The 21,474-nt window shown below is 53.6% G+C and carries 21 protein-coding genes and 1 tRNA gene; 16 read left to right on the top strand and 6 right to left on the bottom strand.

Translation table 11 applies throughout. From position 1 onward, the window contains the following. The first annotated feature begins 281 nt into the window (after positions 1 to 281). The 6 genes from MCP_RS04310 (at position 282) to MCP_RS04285 (ending at position 8,260) form a co-directional block, all read left to right on the top strand. Positions 282 to 3,500 carry a LamG-like jellyroll fold domain-containing protein gene (locus MCP_RS04310; RefSeq protein WP_012899590.1) on the top strand — a complete coding sequence of 1,073 codons (3,219 nt, stop codon included), beginning with the start codon at positions 282 to 284 and terminating at the stop codon, positions 3,498 to 3,500. A 117-nt stretch (positions 3,501 to 3,617) separates the two neighbouring features. Continuing rightward, on the top strand, positions 3,618 to 3,905 hold the full coding sequence (locus tag MCP_RS04305; protein ID WP_012899589.1) for a hypothetical protein: 288 nt from the start codon (positions 3,618 to 3,620) through the stop codon (positions 3,903 to 3,905). An 85-nt stretch (positions 3,906 to 3,990) separates the two neighbouring features. Beyond that, positions 3,991 to 4,332, top strand: a complete 342-nt coding sequence (locus tag MCP_RS04300; RefSeq protein WP_012899588.1) for a hypothetical protein — start codon at positions 3,991 to 3,993, stop codon at positions 4,330 to 4,332. Positions 4,333 to 4,508: 176 nt separating this feature from the next. Continuing rightward, a complete protein-coding gene (locus tag MCP_RS04295; protein ID WP_231845160.1) occupies positions 4,509 to 5,027 on the top strand; it encodes a fasciclin domain-containing protein in 519 nt (172 codons plus the stop codon). A gap of 541 nt (positions 5,028 to 5,568) precedes the next feature. Further along, complete coding sequence (locus MCP_RS04290) at positions 5,569 to 5,781, top strand: hypothetical protein (RefSeq protein WP_012899586.1); 213 nt, start codon at positions 5,569 to 5,571, stop codon at positions 5,779 to 5,781. A gap of 142 nt (positions 5,782 to 5,923) precedes the next feature. Next, positions 5,924 to 8,260, top strand: a complete 2,337-nt coding sequence (locus MCP_RS04285) for a PAS domain-containing sensor histidine kinase (protein WP_012899585.1) — start codon at positions 5,924 to 5,926, stop codon at positions 8,258 to 8,260. A gap of 97 nt (positions 8,261 to 8,357) precedes the next feature. Here MCP_RS04285 and MCP_RS04280 read toward each other — a convergent pair whose 3' ends face one another. Together MCP_RS04280 and MCP_RS04275 are read right to left on the bottom strand one after the other, a co-directional pair. Next, complete coding sequence (locus tag MCP_RS04280; protein WP_012899584.1) at positions 8,358 to 9,041, bottom strand: 30S ribosomal protein S3ae; 684 nt, start codon at positions 9,039 to 9,041, stop codon at positions 8,358 to 8,360. A gap of 233 nt (positions 9,042 to 9,274) precedes the next feature. Beyond that, positions 9,275 to 11,455 carry an ATP-dependent DNA helicase gene (locus MCP_RS04275; RefSeq protein WP_012899583.1) on the bottom strand — a complete coding sequence of 727 codons (2,181 nt, stop codon included), beginning with the start codon at positions 11,453 to 11,455 and terminating at the stop codon, positions 9,275 to 9,277. A gap of 363 nt (positions 11,456 to 11,818) precedes the next feature. Between MCP_RS04275 and MCP_RS04270 the strand changes: the two genes are divergently transcribed. Further along, positions 11,819 to 12,346 (top strand): metallophosphoesterase, encoded by a 528-nt coding sequence (locus MCP_RS04270; RefSeq protein ID WP_012899582.1) that lies wholly within the window; start codon positions 11,819 to 11,821, stop codon positions 12,344 to 12,346. 545 nt (positions 12,347 to 12,891) lie between these two features. On the opposite strand, the gene MCP_RS04265 is transcribed toward MCP_RS04270, so the two are convergent. After that, positions 12,892 to 13,170 carry a hypothetical protein gene (locus tag MCP_RS04265; RefSeq protein ID WP_012899581.1) on the bottom strand — a complete coding sequence of 93 codons (279 nt, stop codon included), beginning with the start codon at positions 13,168 to 13,170 and terminating at the stop codon, positions 12,892 to 12,894. A 201-nt stretch (positions 13,171 to 13,371) separates the two neighbouring features. Between MCP_RS04265 and MCP_RS04260 the strand changes: the two genes are divergently transcribed. The 4 genes from MCP_RS04260 to MCP_RS04245 all read left to right on the top strand — a co-directional run bounded on the left by MCP_RS04260 (position 13,372) and on the right by MCP_RS04245 (position 16,585). Next, positions 13,372 to 13,869 carry an NOB1 family endonuclease gene (locus MCP_RS04260; RefSeq protein ID WP_012899580.1) on the top strand — a complete coding sequence of 166 codons (498 nt, stop codon included), beginning with the start codon at positions 13,372 to 13,374 and terminating at the stop codon, positions 13,867 to 13,869. Next, positions 13,856 to 14,479 (top strand): orotate phosphoribosyltransferase-like protein, encoded by a 624-nt coding sequence (locus tag MCP_RS04255; protein ID WP_012899579.1) that lies wholly within the window; start codon positions 13,856 to 13,858, stop codon positions 14,477 to 14,479. Before MCP_RS04260 ends, MCP_RS04255 begins: the two co-directional genes overlap by 14 nt. 700 nt (positions 14,480 to 15,179) lie before the next feature. Continuing rightward, entirely contained in the window at positions 15,180 to 15,671 is a 492-nt protein-coding gene (locus MCP_RS04250; RefSeq protein ID WP_128859928.1) for a hypothetical protein, read from the top strand. A gap of 35 nt (positions 15,672 to 15,706) precedes the next feature. Further along, positions 15,707 to 16,585, top strand: coding sequence for a PD-(D/E)XK nuclease family protein (locus MCP_RS04245; RefSeq protein ID WP_012899577.1), 879 nt, complete (start codon positions 15,707 to 15,709; stop codon positions 16,583 to 16,585). A 10-nt stretch (positions 16,586 to 16,595) separates the two neighbouring features. Here the strand turns inward: MCP_RS04245 and MCP_RS04240 are convergent, their stop codons facing one another. Further along, a complete protein-coding gene (locus MCP_RS04240) occupies positions 16,596 to 17,174 on the bottom strand; it encodes a thioredoxin fold domain-containing protein (RefSeq protein ID WP_012899576.1) in 579 nt (192 codons plus the stop codon). 123 nt (positions 17,175 to 17,297) lie between these two features. On the opposite strand from MCP_RS04240, the gene MCP_RS04235 reads away from it, so the two are divergent. Together MCP_RS04235 and MCP_RS04230 are read left to right on the top strand one after the other, a co-directional pair. Next, a complete protein-coding gene (locus MCP_RS04235) occupies positions 17,298 to 17,999 on the top strand; it encodes a DNA alkylation repair protein (protein ID WP_012899575.1) in 702 nt (233 codons plus the stop codon). Positions 18,000 to 18,053: 54 nt separating this feature from the next. Beyond that, positions 18,054 to 18,944, top strand: coding sequence for a class I SAM-dependent methyltransferase (locus tag MCP_RS04230; RefSeq protein ID WP_012899574.1), 891 nt, complete (start codon positions 18,054 to 18,056; stop codon positions 18,942 to 18,944). Positions 18,945 to 18,948: 4 nt separating this feature from the next. Here the strand turns inward: MCP_RS04230 and MCP_RS04225 are convergent, their stop codons facing one another. After that, positions 18,949 to 19,407: a CBS domain-containing protein gene (locus MCP_RS04225; protein WP_012899573.1), complete on the bottom strand. Its 459-nt coding sequence runs from the start codon at positions 19,405 to 19,407 to the stop codon at positions 18,949 to 18,951. Positions 19,408 to 19,554: 147 nt separating this feature from the next. Between MCP_RS04225 and MCP_RS04220 the strand changes: the two genes are divergently transcribed. Both MCP_RS04220 and MCP_RS04215 read left to right on the top strand, forming a co-directional pair. Further along, on the top strand, positions 19,555 to 20,091 hold the full coding sequence (locus MCP_RS04220) for a hypothetical protein (protein WP_128567025.1): 537 nt from the start codon (positions 19,555 to 19,557) through the stop codon (positions 20,089 to 20,091). A gap of 70 nt (positions 20,092 to 20,161) precedes the next feature. Continuing rightward, positions 20,162 to 20,386 (top strand): hypothetical protein, encoded by a 225-nt coding sequence (locus tag MCP_RS04215; protein ID WP_128859927.1) that lies wholly within the window; start codon positions 20,162 to 20,164, stop codon positions 20,384 to 20,386. A 27-nt stretch (positions 20,387 to 20,413) separates the two neighbouring features. Here MCP_RS04215 and MCP_RS04210 read toward each other — a convergent pair. Then, positions 20,414 to 20,487: transfer RNA gene (locus MCP_RS04210), tRNA-Val, on the bottom strand. 198 nt (positions 20,488 to 20,685) lie between these two features. Between MCP_RS04210 and MCP_RS04205 the strand changes: the two genes are divergently transcribed. After that, positions 20,686 to 21,474: an alpha/beta fold hydrolase gene (locus MCP_RS04205; RefSeq protein ID WP_012899570.1), complete on the top strand. Its 789-nt coding sequence runs from the start codon at positions 20,686 to 20,688 to the stop codon at positions 21,472 to 21,474.

The following is a 21,474-nucleotide window of genomic DNA, read 5'->3' as shown; positions in this document are numbered from 1 at the left end:
TAACCAAATTTACCAATAATATATATGTTTGTTCCTCTTGGGCCAACATATCTTTCGATAGCTCGTTAATGGCCTGGAAATATCGGCAAACGTCTTTGTGGCTTATATTTCTTGTGGTATTTTTTCTGGCTTTGTACGGGGAAGTCTGCACTCTAATTTTAAAATGCTAATAAATTGCCATATAAAACAAAAATAGCTCAAAATCTACCAAAAATATTATTTATGGCCCGTGAGTATATACATAGGCTTGTTTAGTAATCGCCAGCGCAGCAGGAGAACGAATGAAGTTACTCATTAAAATTGTCCTGTATATTTGCCCGTTCTTACTGCTGTTCACCGTTTGTGGAATTCAGGCCGCTTTTGCGGGGTCACTAGTGAGCTCGGGGCTCATGTTATGGTACGATATGAACGATACGGGCAGCACGTTGACCGACCGGAGCAATAATGGAAATCCGGGGACAGTATACGGCGCTTTATATGACCTGTTGCCGAGTGGTGCCGGCGAGAGAGAATTCGACGGCTATAACGATCATATCAAGTGCAACAATTCGCCCGGCATAAGCCCTGCTGGCGGTTTGACAGTTGAAGTGCTATTCAGGCCGGGGCGTCCGGGCAGCTTGCAAACGCTGGTAAGCAAAAGCGCATCGGGTGCCACAGGCGACGGCTACACGATGTGGATCAACAGCAATAACGACCTTCAGTTCCTGATCTACGACCGCAACCATAAAAAGGTCGTCGTCAGCGCCAGGCCGGGCTTCACTAAGACAAACTGGTATCATGCCACGGCCGTTTACAATGGCGCTAATGTTACTCTTTACGTGAATGGCGTAAAGTACAGCACCGCCGTATGCGGCGGATTTTCGCCGTCCACCATGGCCCTGACCATCGGCAAGTACGCCCCATCGTCGTCCCTGTATTTTGACGGCGACATCGCGACCGTGAGGATCTATGACCGGGCATTGACCGCATCGGAAGTCCTGAGTAATTATAAGGCCGACCAGTGGAGGGTCACGACCACAACGCACCCCTTTTTATTATTCCATGACATCGCCAATACGCCTGGCTACAAATACCGGTCGTCGCAGCCGTGGAGCGGCTGGGAGGAAGGTATCCTGGATTCAGCGAATATCGCTTTGACAAAGGATTTCACCGATCCGACCTGGGCCACGAGCTGGGAAGCGGACAACTGGGTATCGGCGAGGGGCCAGTACGCCATGAACCTGGGCCTGGCCTACCAGATCACGAAGGATAAGAAGTACGCCGATAAGGCCAAACAGGCATTACTGGATCTGGACGTAGGCGAAGTGCCCGAGGAACCGAACTCGATGATACCCGAGGAATTCAAGGCCATGTCCCTGCTCGGCTATTCTCTCGCCTACGACTGGGTCCAGCCGGCCCTGGATATAGACAGCGATAAGGCCATCAGGGATAAGCTTGCCGTACTTGCGGACGATGTGTACGGGGACCTGAACTGGGACGGCACGAAGAGGAGCTACATCACGTTTTGTGACTTCCAGGGGCAGGCATACCCGACCTTAGGTATCGCCGGCGTCGTGCTGCACGACTATGTGAATCCCCACAAGCTCGCGCTGAGATCCATGCCTTCTGACTGGGTCAAGGCGGCGACGACGTACTACTTCGTTAATGACGGCCTGCACGACTATGGCCAGTCCCTGTTGAGCTTCGAGGTCGACGATGCCGGGAAGGACATGATGGGCGCCTACCGGGCCTATTATATTGATGACCTCTCCTGGTGGGCCCAGGTCTACAGCTATTATTACCAGAAGAACTTTCTCAATACGTACCCGCTGGCGAAAAAAGCGCTGACAGCAGAGCTATGGAGCTCGCTGCCCAACGGCTATTCCGGCGACCTGGCGACCGACTCGAACCTGATATATGCCTACCATTCGGGCATCGCGAACCTGCTGGACACGCAGGACCGTTCTTACATTTTAAAGTACGACGACCTCGTAAAGGATTCGAACCTGCTGCCCTACTCCAGGGAGGCCAGCCATATTTACTATGATACGGAGATGCCCGATGCCCTGTATTATTTGGTGGCTCTCGATTATTCAAAAGTAGCAAGGTCCAGCCCTCCCTATTCCAGCCACCTGGATGACGACTCCGTGTACCAGGTCATACGGGAGGGCTGGACGACGGACAGCGACTGGCTGTCTCTCGTGACATATGAAGAGGACACGCCGACATATAGCTGGAGGAGCGCGGCGCACCACGACCAGATGAGCATCGAGTATTACAGCCACGGCGACCTGCTGCTGGCCGATGCGGGCGAGGACAGGAACATCCTGGATAGGACCTACGGCCGCGGGGAATCGAGCCATAATACGATAGCCATCGAGAACCCGAGGTTGCCGTTCACCGCTTCCTCCTGGGCGAACAGCAATGCCCGGGGCATCTTTAAGGGCACGAGGGCCGGCGTCGAGACGCCCGTCGATATCAATATCCTGGCACAGACGCCCTGGATGGTGATAGCGGACACGGATACGGCCATTTCCGAGATAATAAGCACGTTCGATACCGCCCAGAAGCTATCGTCGCCCATAAACTATGAGCGGACTGTACTGTATCCCGACAGGGATTATATGATCCTCGTGGACCGGCTGGAAGGGATGGAAACGTGGACATATCGGACGATATTCCGGCCATCGAGCCTGAGCATCACGCCGACGGAGGATAAGAACGGCGACGGCCTGTACTCCGGAAGCGAAGTCGGGCACGTGAACCTGGACCTGGCCGTCGGCCCCGGCTCATACGACTGGCGATCGATGGCCTATAAGAAGGAGAACGCTACGGGCATCAAAACAAGCTCGGTCGCCTGGACGACGACGAACCCCTACGGGCAGGCGGTGGGCATGAAGCTGTACTCTGTGCCATCGTCGGAAATTCGTGTCACTAAGCTTGTAGGGAGAGTTGCCGGTCCTGATGTGAGGTCCGAAGTGCTGGTCCCTGTTGTATATTATCGTTCGGCACCCTCGAAGACCCTGTATCGGGCGACTGTCCTCCTGCCGGCATACGCGGATGAGACTAAGAAGGTGCCACAGGCCATTACTGTGAGCGGAAATGGGAATGCGCTACAAGTCAAAGGGCAGGGGCATATAGATTATATTTACACCGGGAAAGGCGCCTCGTGGTTCGCTTCCTATAAGACGGATGCTGATACGGTGTTCATCAGGGCGAGGAACGGGAATGCCACTGAGATCACTTTCCTTAATGGATCTTATGTGAGCTATGCCGGGGCCCCCATAATTACCCTATCGGGCAGGGCCGACTATTTTACGTTCAATAAGAGTGGCACGAGTTTCAGCTTCAAGGTAAGAAGTGCCGGGACTGTGAGCGTTACAGTAAGTAAGCTGGACCCGAAGTCGGGTAGTTATACCGTGCTAAAGGATGGGAAGACGTATACCGGGTGGACGAAGGTAGATGGACAGACTTTGATAATCACGAATAGCGGCGGCGAGCATAAGTACGATATTACATAGCCCATGCCCACAACGCCCAATGGTTGAATCAATCTGCATATCGAACATATGACAAATTTGATAATAACAAATTTTAAATAGGGCTCAGGTATATTAATTAATATAACTCAGAGTGTATTGGGCCTGATAAGAATTCAAGAGCGAGAACACCAAATTTACCAGCCGACATTAGAAACCATAAGAATGGTCGAGTGTTTTATCGGGGAACATAGCGGAGAATACAAGAGAAAGGCATTGTGGCAACACCTCCCTAAGAAAATGATGTACCAGACGTTTAAAAATACGATAGAATATCTTCTTGAGTCGAATAAAATTGCCATTGATAGAGATGGGTATATTGTCTGGATCTGGGACCCGGAGATCGCCAGAAAATATCTCCTAAGAAAAGACCTGGCAATCGAATAATCTCTTACTATAAGCCACTTTTTTCATTCGTAATTTAATTACCGTAATTCTTAAGTTACATTAATATAAATATAATAGAGCGATTATGAAATATGAACTCAGGTGGGCGAACGAAGGGGTTAAAGAAAAATGGGCTACATTGAAAAGGTCCACATCAAAACAAGATCAAGACCTTGTTAAATCCATTAAAAGGACTTTGGAAAAATTAGAATACAATCCGTTTAACCGTGGAGTGAACATCCCTAAAGATAGAATACCAAAATCGCTGAGAAAAGAATATTGCTTACACAACTTGTTTAAAATTGATATAAACGATAACTGGCGATTAGTATATTTTGCTAAATCCTTAGAACGGGATGCAACCCTTGTTATAGTAATTGATTTTATGACGCATATCGAATATAATAGATTATTTGGTTATAATTAAACGACAAAAAGACGTCGATTAGCCTATTAAACCCGCCCGACATCGCGTAGCTTCGGTGATATGGATTGGATAAACTGAGAAAGATCGCAACGATGTTAACGCTATTTGCGATGGTGCTAACCTTCGCTGCCCCGGCGATGGCGCAAATGCAAGGCACCCCCATGGGGTCACCGACCATGATGCCAGGCCAAATGCACGGCGGCATGGCGATGCCCGTAGAGCAGTCCAACAAGGACATGATGGCCGCCTTGATGGACACAAAAGATACCAGCATGGCTGCATCAATTATGAAAACCGCAGGATTAGACCGTATTATGAGGACCGAAGGGATGGACACGTTGTTCGTCGCCTCGGACATGGCCCTGAAAGCTGAAAGCCCGGACACATTAAACAGGATGCGGGAAAATTTGAAAGACCGGCAGATGGCCACAGAATTTGTCAAAGGCCACATGGTGAGCGGCATGATCACGCCCGATAAGATGACCGATGGTGAGAAGCTCACCATGATGAACGGAATGACGATGGAGGTCAGGAAAACGGATGGCAGGATGATGGTGGACGACGCCAATATCGTCAAGGCCATCAAGACCAAAAACGGGATCATCTATGTGATGGACAGGATCCCCTCGTCGATTATGACGCTTGTGGAGCAGCAGGGCATGTCTTCCATGAGCGATATGCCGTCGAGCAGGTAAATCCTGGGCCCGTCACTCATTTTATTTTTGGTTCTTGTGCGTTTTTGGGATGATATATTGCTTTGGCTGATGCCTTCGCTCGTTTTTATGTTATGCCGTCGTTGAGTGGTCCAACCACAGGGGCACGGAGAGCGCTGAGTTTCACGGAGTTATCTTATAAAGGGAGACCCAGAGGGCACAGGGGACGGGTTTATAACATTCCCGGGGCACGGAGTAGTTAGAGGCACTGGCGAGGATAAACCGCATTATTGTTTATTGGTCAACCGAGCCTCAATAAACTCTGTGCCCCAGGCAAACTAATAAACCGGCCTCCGAGCTCTCTGAGTCTCAAATTATTAAAAAATAACTCTGTGTAACTCCCGTGCGCTCCGTGCCCCTGTGGTTGGACCACTCAACGACGGCATAACTAGAAAAGAATAAAAAAATATTCATCCCAAAACCGCGGAAGAGTCTTATTTTTTATTATCTAACAATGCTTACTGGTGGGCGATGGATAGAAAAATTATTCGTGCTAAGGAGCATATTGCCATAAGGTCGTTGCATGGGATTCACGGATTATCTGGTCAATTCGTTCAGGCGGATCGCCCTCGCCGTTGTGGGGCTCATCCTATTGCTCATAGCCGGCTCTCTGGCATTGTCCTATACTCTCCGGCTCATATCTTACACGATCTGGTATCTGACCCCGATAATGATCGCAGTAGTGGCGATCGTAGGGCTTATTTTCATAGCCTATGCCGTTTTAATAAAGGAATGAAGGGATACGAGCAAAAAGAGGCTTCCACAGAGCCCGAATACCGAAAAACTTCGTACACCAGCATTAATTCAGGGGAGGAGGGGAGCACCTGAAAATATATATAAACATTTTAGATACCAATCTACATCATTAACAGGATCTTATGAGCCCAGGCCACACTCCCGCTACCCAGGACGAGGATAAGACCAGGGAGGAGCTTCTATCCGAGCTACAAGAGCTTAAGGCTAAAGCGGCCACGCTCGAAAACGCTCAATGCAAGAGCACCCTGGAAGCCCTGCGGGAGAGCGAGGCCAAATACCGGTACCTCGTCGAGAACGCGAACAGCATCATCATCCGCTGGGACCTGAAAGGTAACCTCACATTTTTCAACGAGTTCGCGGAAAAATTTTTCGGATATCGGGCAGGCGAGGTGTTAGGCAGGAACGTGATAGGCACGATTGTGCCTGAAGCCGAGAGCACCGGCAGAGACCTGATGGCGATGATCCGGGACATAGAGCGGCAACCCGAATGCTATAAGACGAATTTGAACGAGAATATTTGCCGGGACGGGGAGCGAGTCTGGATATCGTGGACCAATAAGGCCGTCCGCGATGCACAGGGGAACGTCGTCGAGATACTGTCGGTGGGCAATGATATTACTGAACGTAAACGGGCCGAGGAGTCCTTACGGCAGAGGGAGAGGCAGCTAGCGGAAGCCCAGGCGCTTACCGATACAGGCAGCTGGGAGATGGACCTGGCCACCGGCGAGATCACGTACTCCGACCACATGCTCCGGATCCTCCATTTACCGCCCGGGAGGCATACTTATCGTGAATTCGAGGAAAGGATACACCCCGAGGACCGGGAGCGAAGAGATGCCGAACTGATGGCGGGCATAAAAAGCACCGAACGCCGCGAAGTGGACTACCGTATCGTACTGCCCGACGGCAGCGTACGGCATATCCATGCCATGGGGAAGGCGATCCTGGACCCCTCGGGCAGGCCGGTCAAGTTCTCGTCGACCATACAGGACATTACCGGGTGGCGGGAGGCGGAAGAGGCCCTGCGCGAGAGCGAGGAAAAGTTCCGCGTCCTGGCCGAGTCGTCCTCCGCCATGTTCTGGCTATACCAGGGAGACCGTTTCATTTATGTCAACGATGCCGGCGTGCGCCTGACCGGGTACACGGCCGTCGAGCTCATGCGGATGAATTTCTGGGACGTGGTGCACCCCGATGACCAGGGGCTCGTCAGGGAGCGAGGGCTGGCCCGGCAGCGGGGCGAGACAGTGCCGCAGAAGTACGAGGTTAAGCTGCTTACAAAAAGCGGCGAGATACGCTGGGTCGAGGTCAATGCGGGGCGCATTGTTTACCGGGGGAAGCCTGCGGGGATAGCCACGTTCTTCGATATCACCGAGCGTAAGATGGCCGAGGAAGCGCTGCGTAAGAGCGAGGAAAATTTCCGCGCTGCGTTCGAGCAGGCGGCCGTCGGCATGACGCACGCGAGGAAAGACGGCCGTTTCTTAAGGGTAAACCAGAAGTTTTGCGATATTACCGGCTATACCCGCGGAGAGCTTGTGAAAATGAGCGCCATGGACATTACATACCCGCCGGATATGGCCGCAGAGGTCCGGCTCATCAAGCGTATGCTGGCCGGAGAGCTGTCCACTTTAACTAGTGAAAAACGCTATGTCAGGAAAGATGGCGCCATTGTCTGGGTAAACCTGACCGTTACGCCGATCTACCATAACGGAGCGCTGGAGTACCTGATGGGGATCACCGAGGACATCACCGAGCGTAAGCTGGCCGAGGAGGAGCTGAAGTCCGCTAAATCCCAGGCCGAGCTGTACCTGGACCTGATGGGGCATGACATCAACAACATCCACCAGGCGGCGCTGGGATACCTTGAGCTTGCCCGGGACGTGCCCTGCGAAGCCCGGGAAGAGTACATGGATAAGGCATCGGAGGCCTTGCATCGCAGCGCTCAGCTTATCAACAATGTGCGTAAGCTGCAAAAGTACCAGGATAACCGGATGCAAGCCCACGATGTGGACGTATGCGCGGTGCTGACAGAGGTGCATCGTGAGTACACGATGACCAACGGTAAATCGGTCGCCTTAAACTTTAACGGCTGTAAGCGTTGCACTGTCCGGGCGGACGACCTGCTGCACGACGTGTTCTCGAACCTGGTGGGTAACGCCATAAAGCATACCGGGGACAATGCCCGCATATCCATAAGCCTCGATACGGCCAGAAAGGACGGCGCAGAATGTTGCCGTGTCCGGGTGGATGATGATGGCCCCGGCATCCCTGAAGAATCCAAGAAAACACTTTTCAAACGGTCCCTTAAAGGTACTCCTCGTGCTAAAGGGATGGGCCTCGGGCTCTACATAGTAAAAACGCTCGTAGAAAATTATCGTGGCGAGGTGTGGGTCGAGGACCGTGTACCTGGTGATCATACGAAGGGGGCCCGTTTCGTGGTCGTGCTGCCCGCTTTAGAATAGTGCCTTACACAATAATGGACTGCATAAAGTAAAAAGCAAATACGCTAGAAATAAGAGGATAAAAATTTAAAAAGCCCCTTACGGGGCATGATCACACTTACTCTTTGGGCTTCTCTTCGGGAGCCGGCGCGGGTGCAGCCTCGGCCGCGGGTGCCGGAGCCGGTGCCGCTGCGGGTGCAGCCGCTGCAGACGAAGCTACAGCCGGCCTGAAAACGACCTCGGACTTGGCGACTTCTGCCCTGCGGAGCGGGTAGATGTTCTTCGTCGCCTTGTATATCTCGGCCGCGACCTTGCCGTTAACGGTGTCCGCGACGAGCTCATTGAAGGTAAGCTCCTTACCGCGGGAAGCGACAACGGCGACCATGATCTTACGGATACTCTCGATCTGCGAGGTCCTTGCCCTCTTGACAGTGAAGACCAGGGGCTTTAAGCGGAGCTTGTAGCCGTCCTTGGTCGTGACAACTAAGTTCGCATCGACCTTGGTCGTGCGGCGCTTGACTAGCGAGCGCATGTAGTCCTTGGTCATCTCGTGGCCGATAAAGGACGTGTAGGCGCTGTTGCCGCCGATCTCGTCGATCCTGAACAGCATCTTGGTGTTCTGCTTGGCCCAGTCGCCGGTGATGTCACCGAGCGTGGATTCCATGATCCTGCCGATCATCTTTTCGGGCATGTCCGCGAGGGTCTCGCCGATGTTAGCCCGGTTGAACTCTGCCGGCGCGAGTACCTGGTACCAGTTCTTGGCCCGGAACGCGTCGACCTTCTTTGCTGCTTTTCTCGCCATTTATATCTCCTCTGTAGTGTTAAGGGTGGTATTGCAACGAACCACTCCGCATTTCGCCTCCAACGAGGCGTAGCCGCGCCGTATTTTGGCGCCATCCCATTCGGGGTGTTTCACACTAGCTAAAATGATAGTCTGAATTTTGGCTGGAGTATTAGATATATGAAGGGGTATATATTTGTAACTGCGATGTGTGGCGTATGCAGGATGGTCTATACGTTACTCGCAAGTAAAATTTATCCCTGCCCGCGACCCTTTTTCTTCTTGGGCATCTCATCCATCCGCTTAATATCCGTGAAGAAGTTCATCATTGAGAACTTGACTTTATCCGGCTTAATATCCTTGAACTCTTTACGCTCATCCTCGGGGAACTGCATGTAGATCGAGTACCGGGCCATGTCCTTGACCGACTCCATAGTGAACCGCCGGTCGGCCAGGATGCGCAGGCCATAATCCTCGGGCGACCTCACGACGCGCCCATTCGCCTGCCTGATACGCCGGATGGTCGGGAACAGCACGCCGTACTCCCACCCCTTTTTCACCCCGAACTTCGTATCGTAGGCGTTCTGTACCGCCATCATGCGGTCGTTCAGCGACGGGAACCCGACGCCCACGATGACCACGGTCCGGCACCGGTCGAACTTGTAGTCCACACCCTCGGTCAGTGTGCCCCACAGGTATGAGATAAGTACGGCCTTCCCTCCCCCGTCGCCGTGCTTGAAGAACTCGTTCTTCGTATCCTGCGCCGACACACCCGCCAAGTCTACGAAGACGGGCACGTCTACCTTCAGAAGTTTGCTATATCGTGATGCCTCTGCAGCGCTCGGGAAGAAGATGAGAACGTTACCGTCCGAGCCGTTAATGACATCCTCAAGAAGCTGAGTGAGAGACTTGACCATGTCGGGCATATAGCGGTTCTTCGCGAACTGGGGAGGCACATCAACGGCTAATGTTCTCCGGCGCTCCGGGGGGAACGTCGTACCATAGCTCAGCTCCGCAGTTTCCCGCAGTATACCAAGAGTGGAGCGCACCATGTCAAAGGGCTTCAAAGTAGCCGACATCAGCACCACGGAATAAGCGCCCTCCATGATGGGCTTCGTCACATCCGTCGGGATACAGCTAAAGAGCTCGATACGACCGTATATCATGCCGTCCCGGCTCCGGCGGGCCTGAAGCACGGGGTAATAGTCCACTTTACCGGCTTCCTTCAGGTAGGTCATCATGAAGACGCCCACGGCCAGCAGCGACGACGACCTCTTGGTTTCGCTCTTGCCATTCTTATACTCGTTCCGATACGCCTCGTCGATGTCCAGCCCGATATCGATGGCGTCGCCGAGCACGGTCATGATATCGATGCCCCGCTTCTGCATCTCGGCCTTTATTTTTTGGGAGAGCATGTCCTCGGTGCCCCGGGGGTCGCGGATGGTGACGTCGAACCACGAGTACGTCATGGCCTCCCCGAAGCCGATTTTAGATTGGTAGGCGTCCCGGATCGTCTTATGCAGGAGCATCAGGAAGTACTCTATGCCCTCCTTCGACGGGCTTTTCACGGACGAGGCCTCCATCAGGGCTCGCTCAACTATATTTTCGGAGAGCGTGATGGAAGAATGCGACCGCGCCTGTGCCTCCAGGTTGTGGGCCTCGTCGAAGATCAGGATAACGTCGGACAGCGAGCAGCCCATCCAGGTCAGCATGCGCATACGGATATCAGGATCCAGTAGATGGTGATAATTACAGATGATGAGCTCGGCCTCTTTGAGGTTGCGTTTAAGGAGTTCGTAGCCGCATTGCTTCTTTTTTAGGGCTTCTTCGGTTATGTCCTCGGGGCTGCGTACGCCCTTGAAGAGCCAGTCGCGGAAGCTCGTGTTATCCTCTTTCATGACGGCCATCAGGTACGGGCACGAGCGCTTCTTTAATAATGCTATTTTGTCCTGGCCCGCCATGACCTCGCCCGCGATACTCCGGCGGAGGTCAGCGTAGCCAGGGTCGCCCCGCATCTTCGCCGCCTCGCCATCCTTCTGCTTCAGCTTCACGATGTCCCGTTCAAGCTCCAGCAACTCAAACGTATTCTCACGCAAAAGATTACACTCGTCATAGTCCTTTTCGAGGGGGCACATGTGCGTCTTACCCTTGACCACGGCCACCTTGATGTCCGCGATGGCTTTTATCTCGCGGGCCTCCTGGATGAACTGCTCCATCTGCTGGTGAACGTTCGTGGCGATGATGACCTTCTTATTTTTTTCCCGGCCGATGGCCAGCGACGGCGCCAGCGCCGACAGCGTCTTCCCCGTACCGCACGCGCCCTCGAAAAGGACCAGGCGGCCGGCTAACAGGGCGCCATAGATCTTATCCATGGCCTCCTCCTGGTTAGGATAAAAGGACGGCTTCGGGAAAAATTTTTCATAGGCGGACGGCATGGCAGGAGAACGTTATTCTTCATCAGATATATGTTTTGACGTATTTATAGGTAAGATGGGCATGGCGAAAGTAATGAGCCCTCGCCGGGAATATTGTTCGGACTTTAGCGAACAAAATCTATATATTCTAGGAGCGTAAAGTATCTATCATGCCAAAATGGGTATGCGAAGTATGCGGCTATGAGCACAAATTCTTGTGCAGGCCAGGTTGCCAGGCTTTCCTTCATCATGGCTCGTGTTGTCCCAAGCAGTGTCCCAAGTGCCATGCCCCGTCCTCGAAGATGCACATGGAATAACCAACTTTTTTCGTGGTCGTAACTTTATTAGTCTTGTACGTGCTTGTATAAACGTTAGAGGCCGCTCATGAAGATCGCCGTACTTTCGGATACGCACCTGCGCGCTAAGATGCCGCAGGAATTGCTGGACATGCTCAAGGACGCCGACCTGGTGGTCCACGCGGGCGACTTCATTACTCCGGTAGTGTACGAGGCCGTTAAGGCCAGCTCGAAGCGCCTGGTCGCCGTTCACGGCAACAGCGACGATGATTCTATTAAGTCGACGCTGCCCGAAAGCGTGATATTCGACGCCGAAGGCGTAAAGATCGGAGTTATTCATAAAGGTCGCTATGGTACCGACGTGACCAATATGCGCTACCTGGCGCTCGAGATGGGCGTTAAAGTGCTCATCTATGGCCATCTCCATAGCCCGGTCATAGACCAGACCGACGTGCTTTTACTCTGTCCGGGGAGCCCCATCTTCCCCCGCATGGCCGACCCGACTATTGCAATACTGCATGTCGAGGGGAGCGAGATACGGGTCGACATTATTAAGACAAATACGGGGCAGATGTGCAAGTCGATTGACTTTGCCCGGTCGCTGGGTAAAGAATAAGTTGATGTTCTTGCAGGCTGTGATTTGTTTGGTCGGTATCACGAACATCTCCAAAGGAATTAAAGCACGAATTTTTCTTTTAGATTTTACTCACGAAGCCTCGAATACTCTAGCTCACCGTCAATGCCCGAACTCTCTAATACACAGGGCAGTGCTCTAAGCCTCTAACGCGCTAACCCGAAACGAATGCTCTAAAGCCCTAAATCACGTTTGAAACGCTAAACGTTGGAGCACGAACACTCCAAGAGCCCGGTCGTTCCCCCGCATTTTAGGTGTTCGGGCCGTTGGCGTTTTAGCCGTGCCTTAGAGAGTTAGTGCTATGTCGTTTAGCGTTTCGAACGTGCATTCGAGCTTTAGAGCCTTCTTTTCGGGTTTGAGGCTTCGAGAGTTCGGGCATTGACGGTGCGCTAGAGGCTTAGAGCCTTGGTGAGTAAAATCTAAAAAAGAATTAGTGGTTTATTTCATTTGGGGAGGTTCGTGATACCGACCAAACAAATCAACGTCACAGGGAACATGGCATAATTTATGGAAATATTGTGGGTGATTCAGGACTGCCCGTCAACATCCAGCGTAGTCTGCGCCGTAAACTCCACAAAACGGTTGGCAGCGTAGAAGGCACGCTTAGAAACGTGGTACCGCTCACGGATAAGCTCCGCGATATTAGTCCGGACAACGATCTTCTTATCCCGGAAATGCTCGCTCATGGCCAGGTACTGCAGCGCGCTGTAGCAATCACGCACCTTCTCGCCCTTGATGAGCGACAGGTACTGTTCAAGCGTTAAGATATAGTACTTCTCGGGCGGCTGCATCAGGCCTGGTTCCATTTTTTAAAACCTCTTGCGGGACATTCTCGTGGTATATGTCTTTATGATATAAGAATGTGACCCTTGCTTAATAACCGCCATACCGCACCCTATTTTTTAAAATATGCGGAGCGCCGGGGCAAAAATCGGAGGACTCTTTAAATATGTTTTAATATGTGCTGGTCAATCTTATTTATATTATAAGCAATTAATGGACCACTGATGCCCCAAACGTACGTTCTGGATGCCTCCGCCTTCATATACGGGATGTTCCCCGGAGGAGAGATGTTGACCCCGCCCAAAGTCTACGCGGAGGTAAAGGATGAATCCTCCGCCCTGAAGCGGGAAATGCTTGCAGGACTATCCGTCCGGGAGCCCGAAGCCCGGTGGGTCGGGGAGGTCAGGATCGAGGCGGGTAAGACGGGGGATATCATGCGCCTCTCGCCGTCGGACATAGACCTGCTGGCGCTGGCCGCCGAAGAGCGGGCCGCCGGGAAAGACGTGGCCATCCTGACGGACGACTACGCGGTCCAGAACGTTGCCCGGAAAATGGGCCTGACGATAATGCCCCTTCATCAAAAGCGGATAAAGTATAACATCGTGTGGGAAAAACGGTGCATGGGATGCAACCGGACATACAAGGAGGGCGACGTGTGCGAAGTCTGCGGGTCCCCCCTGAAGCTGAGAAAAGCACGAGGTAAGCAGGATGAGAAACGTTAACGACCTTATTGAAAAGGCGATCGAGCTGAGGAACCGCGGCCTGAGATCGGGCGAGATCGCCGACGAGCTGAACATCTCGCGGGAGACGGCCACCTGGCTTCTCACCCGCGCCAGAAAGGAGACCGGGGTGCCGGCGCCGAAGGATATTTTCGTGGACTGGAGCTCGATCGGGAAGAGCTCGAGCAGGCTTATGCTCATCGCGACCTGCATGGCCGATATGGTGGAGGAGACTCTTAACGAGCTCGACACGAACGTGGACGCCGTGGTGGGCGTAGCCCTCAGCGGCGTGCCGCTGGCGAACATCGTGGCCTACCAGTACGGCGTGGACCTGGCCGTCGTCCACCCGGGCAAGCATGGCTATGAGGAGGGCAAAGAGGCAAAAGAGATGAAGGCCACGCTCAGCGAGAATTACTCTGACGTGCGGGGTAAGCGCTGTGCCATCATCGACGACGTCATCACCACCGGGGGCACGGCGGAGGAGACCATCAAGCTCATCCAGGACAGCGGCGGCGAGGCCGTGGTCGTGGCGGTCATCATCGATAAGAAGGGCATCGAGAGTGTCGATTCCGTTCCCGTCCGGTCGCTTATTCGTGTCGGGCGCGTCGGATAAAAAGCCACTGACTTTTTTATAATTTATTGGAGAAGCCATTTACAATCAGTTCGGTCGGTAACACGAACCTCTCCAAAAGAAATAAAGCCCAAATCTTTTTTTATAATTTTTACTCACTAAACTTCTAAGCCTCTAAAACACCGTCAACGCACGAACTCTCTAATACTCTGGGCATTGCACGAACGCCCGAAGCCTCAAACCCGAAAAGAAGGCTCGAAGGCTCGAATGCACGTTCGAAACGCTAAACGACATAGCACTAACTCTCTAAGGCTCGGCTAAAACGCCAACGACTCAAACACCCAAAATGCGGGGTAACAACCGGGCTCTTGGAGTGTTCGTGCTCCACCGTTTAGCGTTTCGAACGTGATTTAGAGCCTTAGAGACTTCTTTTCGGGTTAGCGCGTTAGAGGCTTAGAGCACTGCCCTGTGTATTAGAGAGTTCGTGCGTTGACGGTGAGCTAGAGTATTCGAGGCTTCGTGAGTAAAATCTAAAAGAAAAATTCGTGGTTTAATTCCTTTGGAGAGGTTCGAGATACCGACCAAACAAATCAGCGCCCACAGGCTCACAGCATAAGCTAAACTGAGTCTTTATCACTTGAGAATGACCTCGCAGCAAGCGCCGGCATAGCAAGTTTTAATTAAGTTGAACAAATAATATTATATGGGAGGGCTCCCAATATGGGGCCCGGGGATGGAAAAAATGTTCGAAAGATTATTCAGCATTTTCAGAAGAAAACGGGCCAGAGCGCCCGTAAATAGCGGCTTCCTGAAGCCGAAGGATGAGCCGGTGAAAAAGCCGGTCCTGCTGCTATCGGACCCGATGGCGCCGATGCCCGTGCAGGAAACGCCGGCGGCCATTATTCTGCCGCCAGTGGAAAAGCCGGCCGTTGAAAACCCGGTAGAGATCATAAAGCCCGTAGTGCAACTGCCGCCCGATGTAGACCCGAGCAGGGTCATCGTCGTGCGCCATGACTTGAAGAAGGCGGACGGCGAGCGCTTCAAGTACTCGGACAAGCCGCTGAAGCCGCTGCGGGATGAGACTCGCGGGCCCGAGGTCATCAAGTATAGCGATAAAAGGGAAGATGAGGTCATCAAGTACAGGTCGGCTCCCGCCGCTCCGCGTGCCGAGGCCGAAGGCCGGAAAGGCGAGGTCTTCAAGTATACGCCTTCCCGCGTAGTGATAAAAAACTGAAAGTATTTTTATCTTTAACCCTTTATTTTCCTTCTATGCGGGGGTCCATTTTAGAGAAATACGGCCTTACTCACTTGAACGTGACTCATGTCTCGCAGCAATTCTGGTGTGAGCGTCAGGTTGAGCTTTCGCTGGAGTGCCCTCGTGAGGATACGGCGGCTACTCTGGCCGGCCAGGAGATCCATAAGGAGTATTTACTTGAGCTTATGCGTGAGACGGAGGTCGCGACGCTTACTGCCGACGACGCTGCCTACGTTTTACTGTTGAACATCCGTAATGGGCTTGAGCAGCTTATGAGCGAAGGAATAACTCGCGAGCTGTACGTGTTCGGCCGTGCGGCCGGGTTCCCCATCGCCGGGATCATCGACGAGCTTTCGCTCAAGGATGGCCACGTTGTCATTCTCGACCATAAGACCCGGCTCAGGCCGACCCTGCCGCCTCCGCCTTCGGTCAAGCCCACCGAGATCCAGGTCATGCTCTACCGCAAGCTGCTTGAGGACGTGCGTAATGGCGATTACACGTACGAGGACTTTATAGCGGACACAGGGCTGAAGGAGGGAGGCGCCATCAGCGATGAGCTGCGAGGGCAGCTCGGATCAGAAGGGATGGCCGTCGAGGACGGCTCAGTTGCCCGCCTTGCCCGGGAAGTGTTCGAACAATTCACATCGCTCCCGCAGCTCTCGGACTTCCTCATCGTGCGGTACATCCACCAGGAAAGGGGAGATCACATCGGCGATAAGGCCATCCTGTACGACTCTAGGTTTTTAACGCACAAGCTTGCGCACGCCGGCCAGTTCTGGGAAGGGCAGCGCAAGGCCGCCCGTGCCGGGTTCCGGGAGAAGTGGAAGTGCAACTACTGCGAGTATAAGGAAAGCCTGTGCATGGCCCGGCCGGGGGCCGAGAGCGCCCCCTAGCGAAATTTTATCACTCACCCCACACAGAGGCCTTTTTTGTCCAGCTGCTATTCGGGTACTTCGCGTTCAGCTTCTTGCTCGTGTCCGCGAGGTCCGTGGCATCGTGGGTCTTCTCGTACCGGGCCACGCCCGTATAGTAGAGCGCCTCCGGCGCTTCCTCGCTGTCCGGGAACCTTTCGGCCACGGAGTTAAAGCAGCGCTCTGCGCGGTCCCAGTCCTTATTCTTGAAGGCGGCCCGGCCCTCGGCGAACAGCATCTCGGCACAGAAGTCGCCCGGCGGCAGGTAGCCGACCCAGTGGTATATCTCGTTCCCGTCCGCATCCGTTACGACGAACGTCGGCGTCCACTGCGCGCCGTACTTTTTCATCAGCTCCTGGGAGCCCGGCTCGCTGACCTCGAACATGGCCGGCGAGAAGATGCGCTCGATGAACTTCGATACTTTCGGGTCCGGCAGCGTCTTCGCTATCGTGGCTTTACATCCGCTGCACTGGTTCGAGTGGAAGAATAAAAGCGCCAGCCTGCCCGTGCGCTTTGCCTCGTCCAGTGCCTTTCGGGCATCTTTGCCCCACCTCAGAGGTTCCTGCATCATATGGATCACATAAAAATCTTGAGGTGCCCCACGATAAAGCTCGCATGCGGAAAATGGGTAGAAACAACTTTAAAGACCATTAAGTATGTATCCTTCTTACTCCATACAGTCAGGAGGATAACTATGGCGTCTGAAGTATGCGCAGACGACGTGATCGCTCGTTTGCGATCGATGGCCAATCCCGGGAACAGGGAAGGCATGGCCCGATATGGGATTACCGTCGACAGGGCGTTCGGCGTTTCAATGCCGGAACTGCGGGCGCTCGCTAAAGAGCTGGATAAGGATCATGAGCTGGCCCTTGCCCTCTGGGATACGGGCTACCATGAGGCGAAGATCCTGGCCGGGCTCATCGATGACCCCCGCCAGGTCTCGGAAAAGCAGATGGACACATGGGCCGCCGGTTTCGACTCCTGGGACGTATGCGACCAGTGCTGCTCTAACCTGTTCGATAAGACGCAGTTCGCTTACGGCAAGGCGCTGGCCTGGACCCGTGATGAGCGGGAGTTCGTCCGCCGTGCCGGCTACGTCATGATGGCCACCCTGGCCGTCCACGACAAGAAGGCGCCGGATACGGTCTTTGAGCTGTTCTTGCCGTTCATCATAAAAGGCTCCATGGATGAGCGGAACTTCGTGAAGAAGGCCGTGAACTGGGCTTTGCGGCAGATAGGCAAGCGCAATGCCGACCTGAATGTGAAGGCCATCGCAACGGCGAAACAGATGCAGGCGCTGGACTCGAAGAGCGCCCGGTGGATAGCGGCCGACGCGCTGAAGGAATTGCAGAGCCCCGCGGTACGCAAAAAGGTGTCAAAGCCAAAGAAAAAATAAGCATGCCTTCCACAAATTTTATTAACTGTAACCGCTTAGAACAGCCACATTACCATGGCCGATGAAAAACACACGTTCGTCGTCGATTCCTCAAAAAGGGAACACGCGGAAGCCTACGACGAGGCGTCCGACATATACGACACGTACGAGGGGCTGTTTTTCCCATACCTCTTCGGCCGCATCAATTCACTATTAAAGGAACGCTTCATTCCTCTTTTGCCACAGGGCGCCCGGGTGCTCGACATCGGGTGCGGCACGGGGCAGCAGACGCTGCTCTTCGATAAAAGCGGCTTCGACGTCGTGGGCATTGATATAAGCCACGGCCTGGTGAAAGTCGCCAATAAAAAGCTGGGCAAGGGCGTCTGCATGGCATCGGACGCGTGCAGGCTCCCGTTCCCGGACGAGTGCTTTGACGCCATCTCAAGCGCCGGGAGCACAGTCAACCACATACCGGACTATTCATGCTTCTTCGAGGAGGCGGGCAGGGTGCTCAAGCCTGGCGGATACCTGTTCCTGGAGTCCGACAACAAGTGGAAGCCGGACATCTTATGGAGCCTGGCGAGCACGCTGACCGGGGACCCGCTGGAATACCACGAGACTCTGCCGGGCGTCATCGGATATGTGAAGCGGCCGTTGCACGAGGGCTATCCTTACGTATTTCCACTCACTTACGACGAGAACAAGGTAAAACTGCTCCACTTACGGACCTTCACGTACCATGAGCTGAAAAAAGAGCTTGGGGATGTGGGCTGCGAGATCGTAGCCGCCTATGGGGCGCACTCGATAACCAACATCATACCGAGTACCGTCATGCTCAAGGACCATCCCGGCCGGCTGACCAGGGGAATGTTCTCCATCCTGAGGGCGGCCGAGGACCGGGTCTACGGCGCCTGGCCGTTCAGCAGGGCCGGCATGAGCATCATGGTCATCGCGAAAAAGAAATAAGGGGTCAGTGAATCACGGGCCTGGAAGGCTCGTGGCGCTCCGCTTCGCCCCCGGCTGACTTGGAAAGCCCGTCGAACAGGGCGTCCATGCAGCCCCTCATCTCCCCGGCGATGTCTGCGACCGAAAGCACGCCCACCAGCTCTTTCCTGTCGTTGACGACCGGGCAGCGGCGTATCTTGTTCTTCCCCAGCGTCATCAGCGCGTCGTGGACATCGCTGTCCTCGCTGCAGGTGATCATGCTCTTGCTCGTGATATTCCCGATGTGCTCCCTTCCCGGGTCTTTGTTCTCGGCGATGCAGTTCGTGACGATCTTACGGTCCGTGACGATGCCCTTTACAGCGTTCTTGTCGAGTACGACCACCGACCCCACGTCAGCCTCCTTCATCTTTCTCGCCGCGTCCGCCACCGAGGCATCGGCACCGATGGTGACGACGTCCTTACTCATGATATCCTTTACCTTCAAAAGCGACTCCTCCGCACCATTCTCGTTAAATATACGTTGTAGTATCTATGCGGCCGGATATCAGTTTATTTCGTATTTTGAACGACCGCGAAAAGTAGATATCGGGGGCATGACAGTAGATGCTTGTTAGATCGCGTGGTAGGTATCATGAAGGGTTTCACAATAATTCTGGTCTTGCTTGTATCGCTGCTGGCCGCGGGCTGCGTCAGCTCTCCGGCCCCGACGCCCGTCCCGACTGTGACCCCTACGGCTACAGTCTCCCCGGTGCCGACGCTCATAGGCAACAACGACGAGGCACATATCCAGTTCTTCTATTCGCCGGGTACCGAGACCGAATACGGCGGAATGCAAAAGGCCGCTCCGGGATATTTATTGTATATCTACAAGGTCAACGTAAGCTCGGATAAGCCGGTCCAGACGTCGCTTGACTGGTTCGGCGTCGAATATAAGGTAAATGAGACCGACCCCGTCCAGGATTCAAGGGCGTTCATCCCTTACATAGAATATCCGGAAAAGACCATAGGCTCGGGCCTGGGATCGGCGCGTGGAGAGATATTTATCGAGCTGCCCGCAAAGATGGCCCCGGGCTACCCGAAGATCTACTATTACAAGCCGCTAGACAAGCAGCAGGGCCAGTATAAAATATATGACAAAGTATATGGTGTGGTCGGGGACGTACAATAATCCCCGAATTATGGAATCAATTTATTAAACATGAAGGATATGTGACCACACATTAAGGAATGTGAACACCATGGCAGATTTTGCAGAAGAGATTTTTAGCCTGCTGGGAAACCCCAACGACAGCCTTCGCCTATCGGAGCTCGTCGAATCGTTCGACCTCAAGGACAGCCAGAGCCAGCCGCCGGAGATCGTGGTCAGGCTCCGAAAGAATCTGCCCTCGTCCGACGCAAGGTGGGTGAAGGATACGCTGTCCGAGTATGATGTATTTTATAAGTTCACGATCGTCCCGTCATAAATCTTTTTTAAAAGTAAAAAAACGGAGTGGGCCCGATGAGATTCGAACTCATGGCCTCCGCCATGTCAAGGCGACGTCATAACCAGCTAGACCACGGGCCCCGCAATGCTGCACAATACTTGTGCCTGAACACAATGTTAGTGCTGATGCGCACTATAGTAGTGCAATATCCGATATTAAGGTTTCCCTCGAATATCAGGATGCATTTCGAAATAAATAGTTTCTGTCGTGACCACTAAATTTTTAATTAAGCCATAACTATTCTAACTATCGTTCAGGTTTGCAGGGCCGGAGGATAAATGGAAGAATATGTCGAAGTGGGCGGCTTGAGGATCCATTATATGGTGGAAGGCAGCGGCAGCGCCGTCATCCTGGTCCACGGCAACGGCCTCTCGGCTGGCCAATGGAAGCTCAACATAAGCCCCCTGGCGAAATACTATAAAGTGTATGCGCCCGACCTTCCTGGCTTTGGGCTCTCGGATAAGCCGGACCTGGACTATGGTGTCGACTATTACGTGGGTTTCCTGAAGGAATTTATGGACTCGATCGGCGTGCATAAAGCCTCCCTTGTAGGCAACTCAATGGGAGGGGCCGTCGTAGCGAAGTTCGCCGCACGATGCCCTGACAGAGTAGCCGGGATCGTCCTATCGGACCCCACGGGCTTCGTTCCCGAAAGCCTCTCGCGGAACAAGGAACTATATAACGCCTTCCTGGGCCTGATGATAAGAAGCCGGCGGCTATACTGCCGGCCGATGCTCCATAATAGCGCTAACATGAGGCTGCTCGAGGACACGCAGCTCGTCACCGACTCGAAGGAGTCCAGGGACGCTTTCGTTAAAAATTGTAAGTCCATCCTTCGCTATGATGGCAGCTATGCCGGGACGCTCATGGCCATCTCCGCCCCCGCCCTTATTATATGGGGCGAGGACGACCTGCTGCTCCCCGCGGAAGATGCCGAAAAATACAGGGGGCTCATCGCCGGCTCGAAGGTAAAGCTCATCGAGCGTAGCGGCCATATGCCCAATGTGGAGACGCATGCCGAGTTCAATGCCGCCGTGCTGAGCTTTTTCGGCGGCATAGGCCACTAA

Source organism: Methanocella paludicola SANAE (assembly GCF_000011005.1).
Classification (GTDB): Archaea; Halobacteriota; Methanocellia; order Methanocellales; family Methanocellaceae; genus Methanocella; species Methanocella paludicola.
This window is presented reverse-complemented; position numbering and strand designations above follow the sequence as displayed.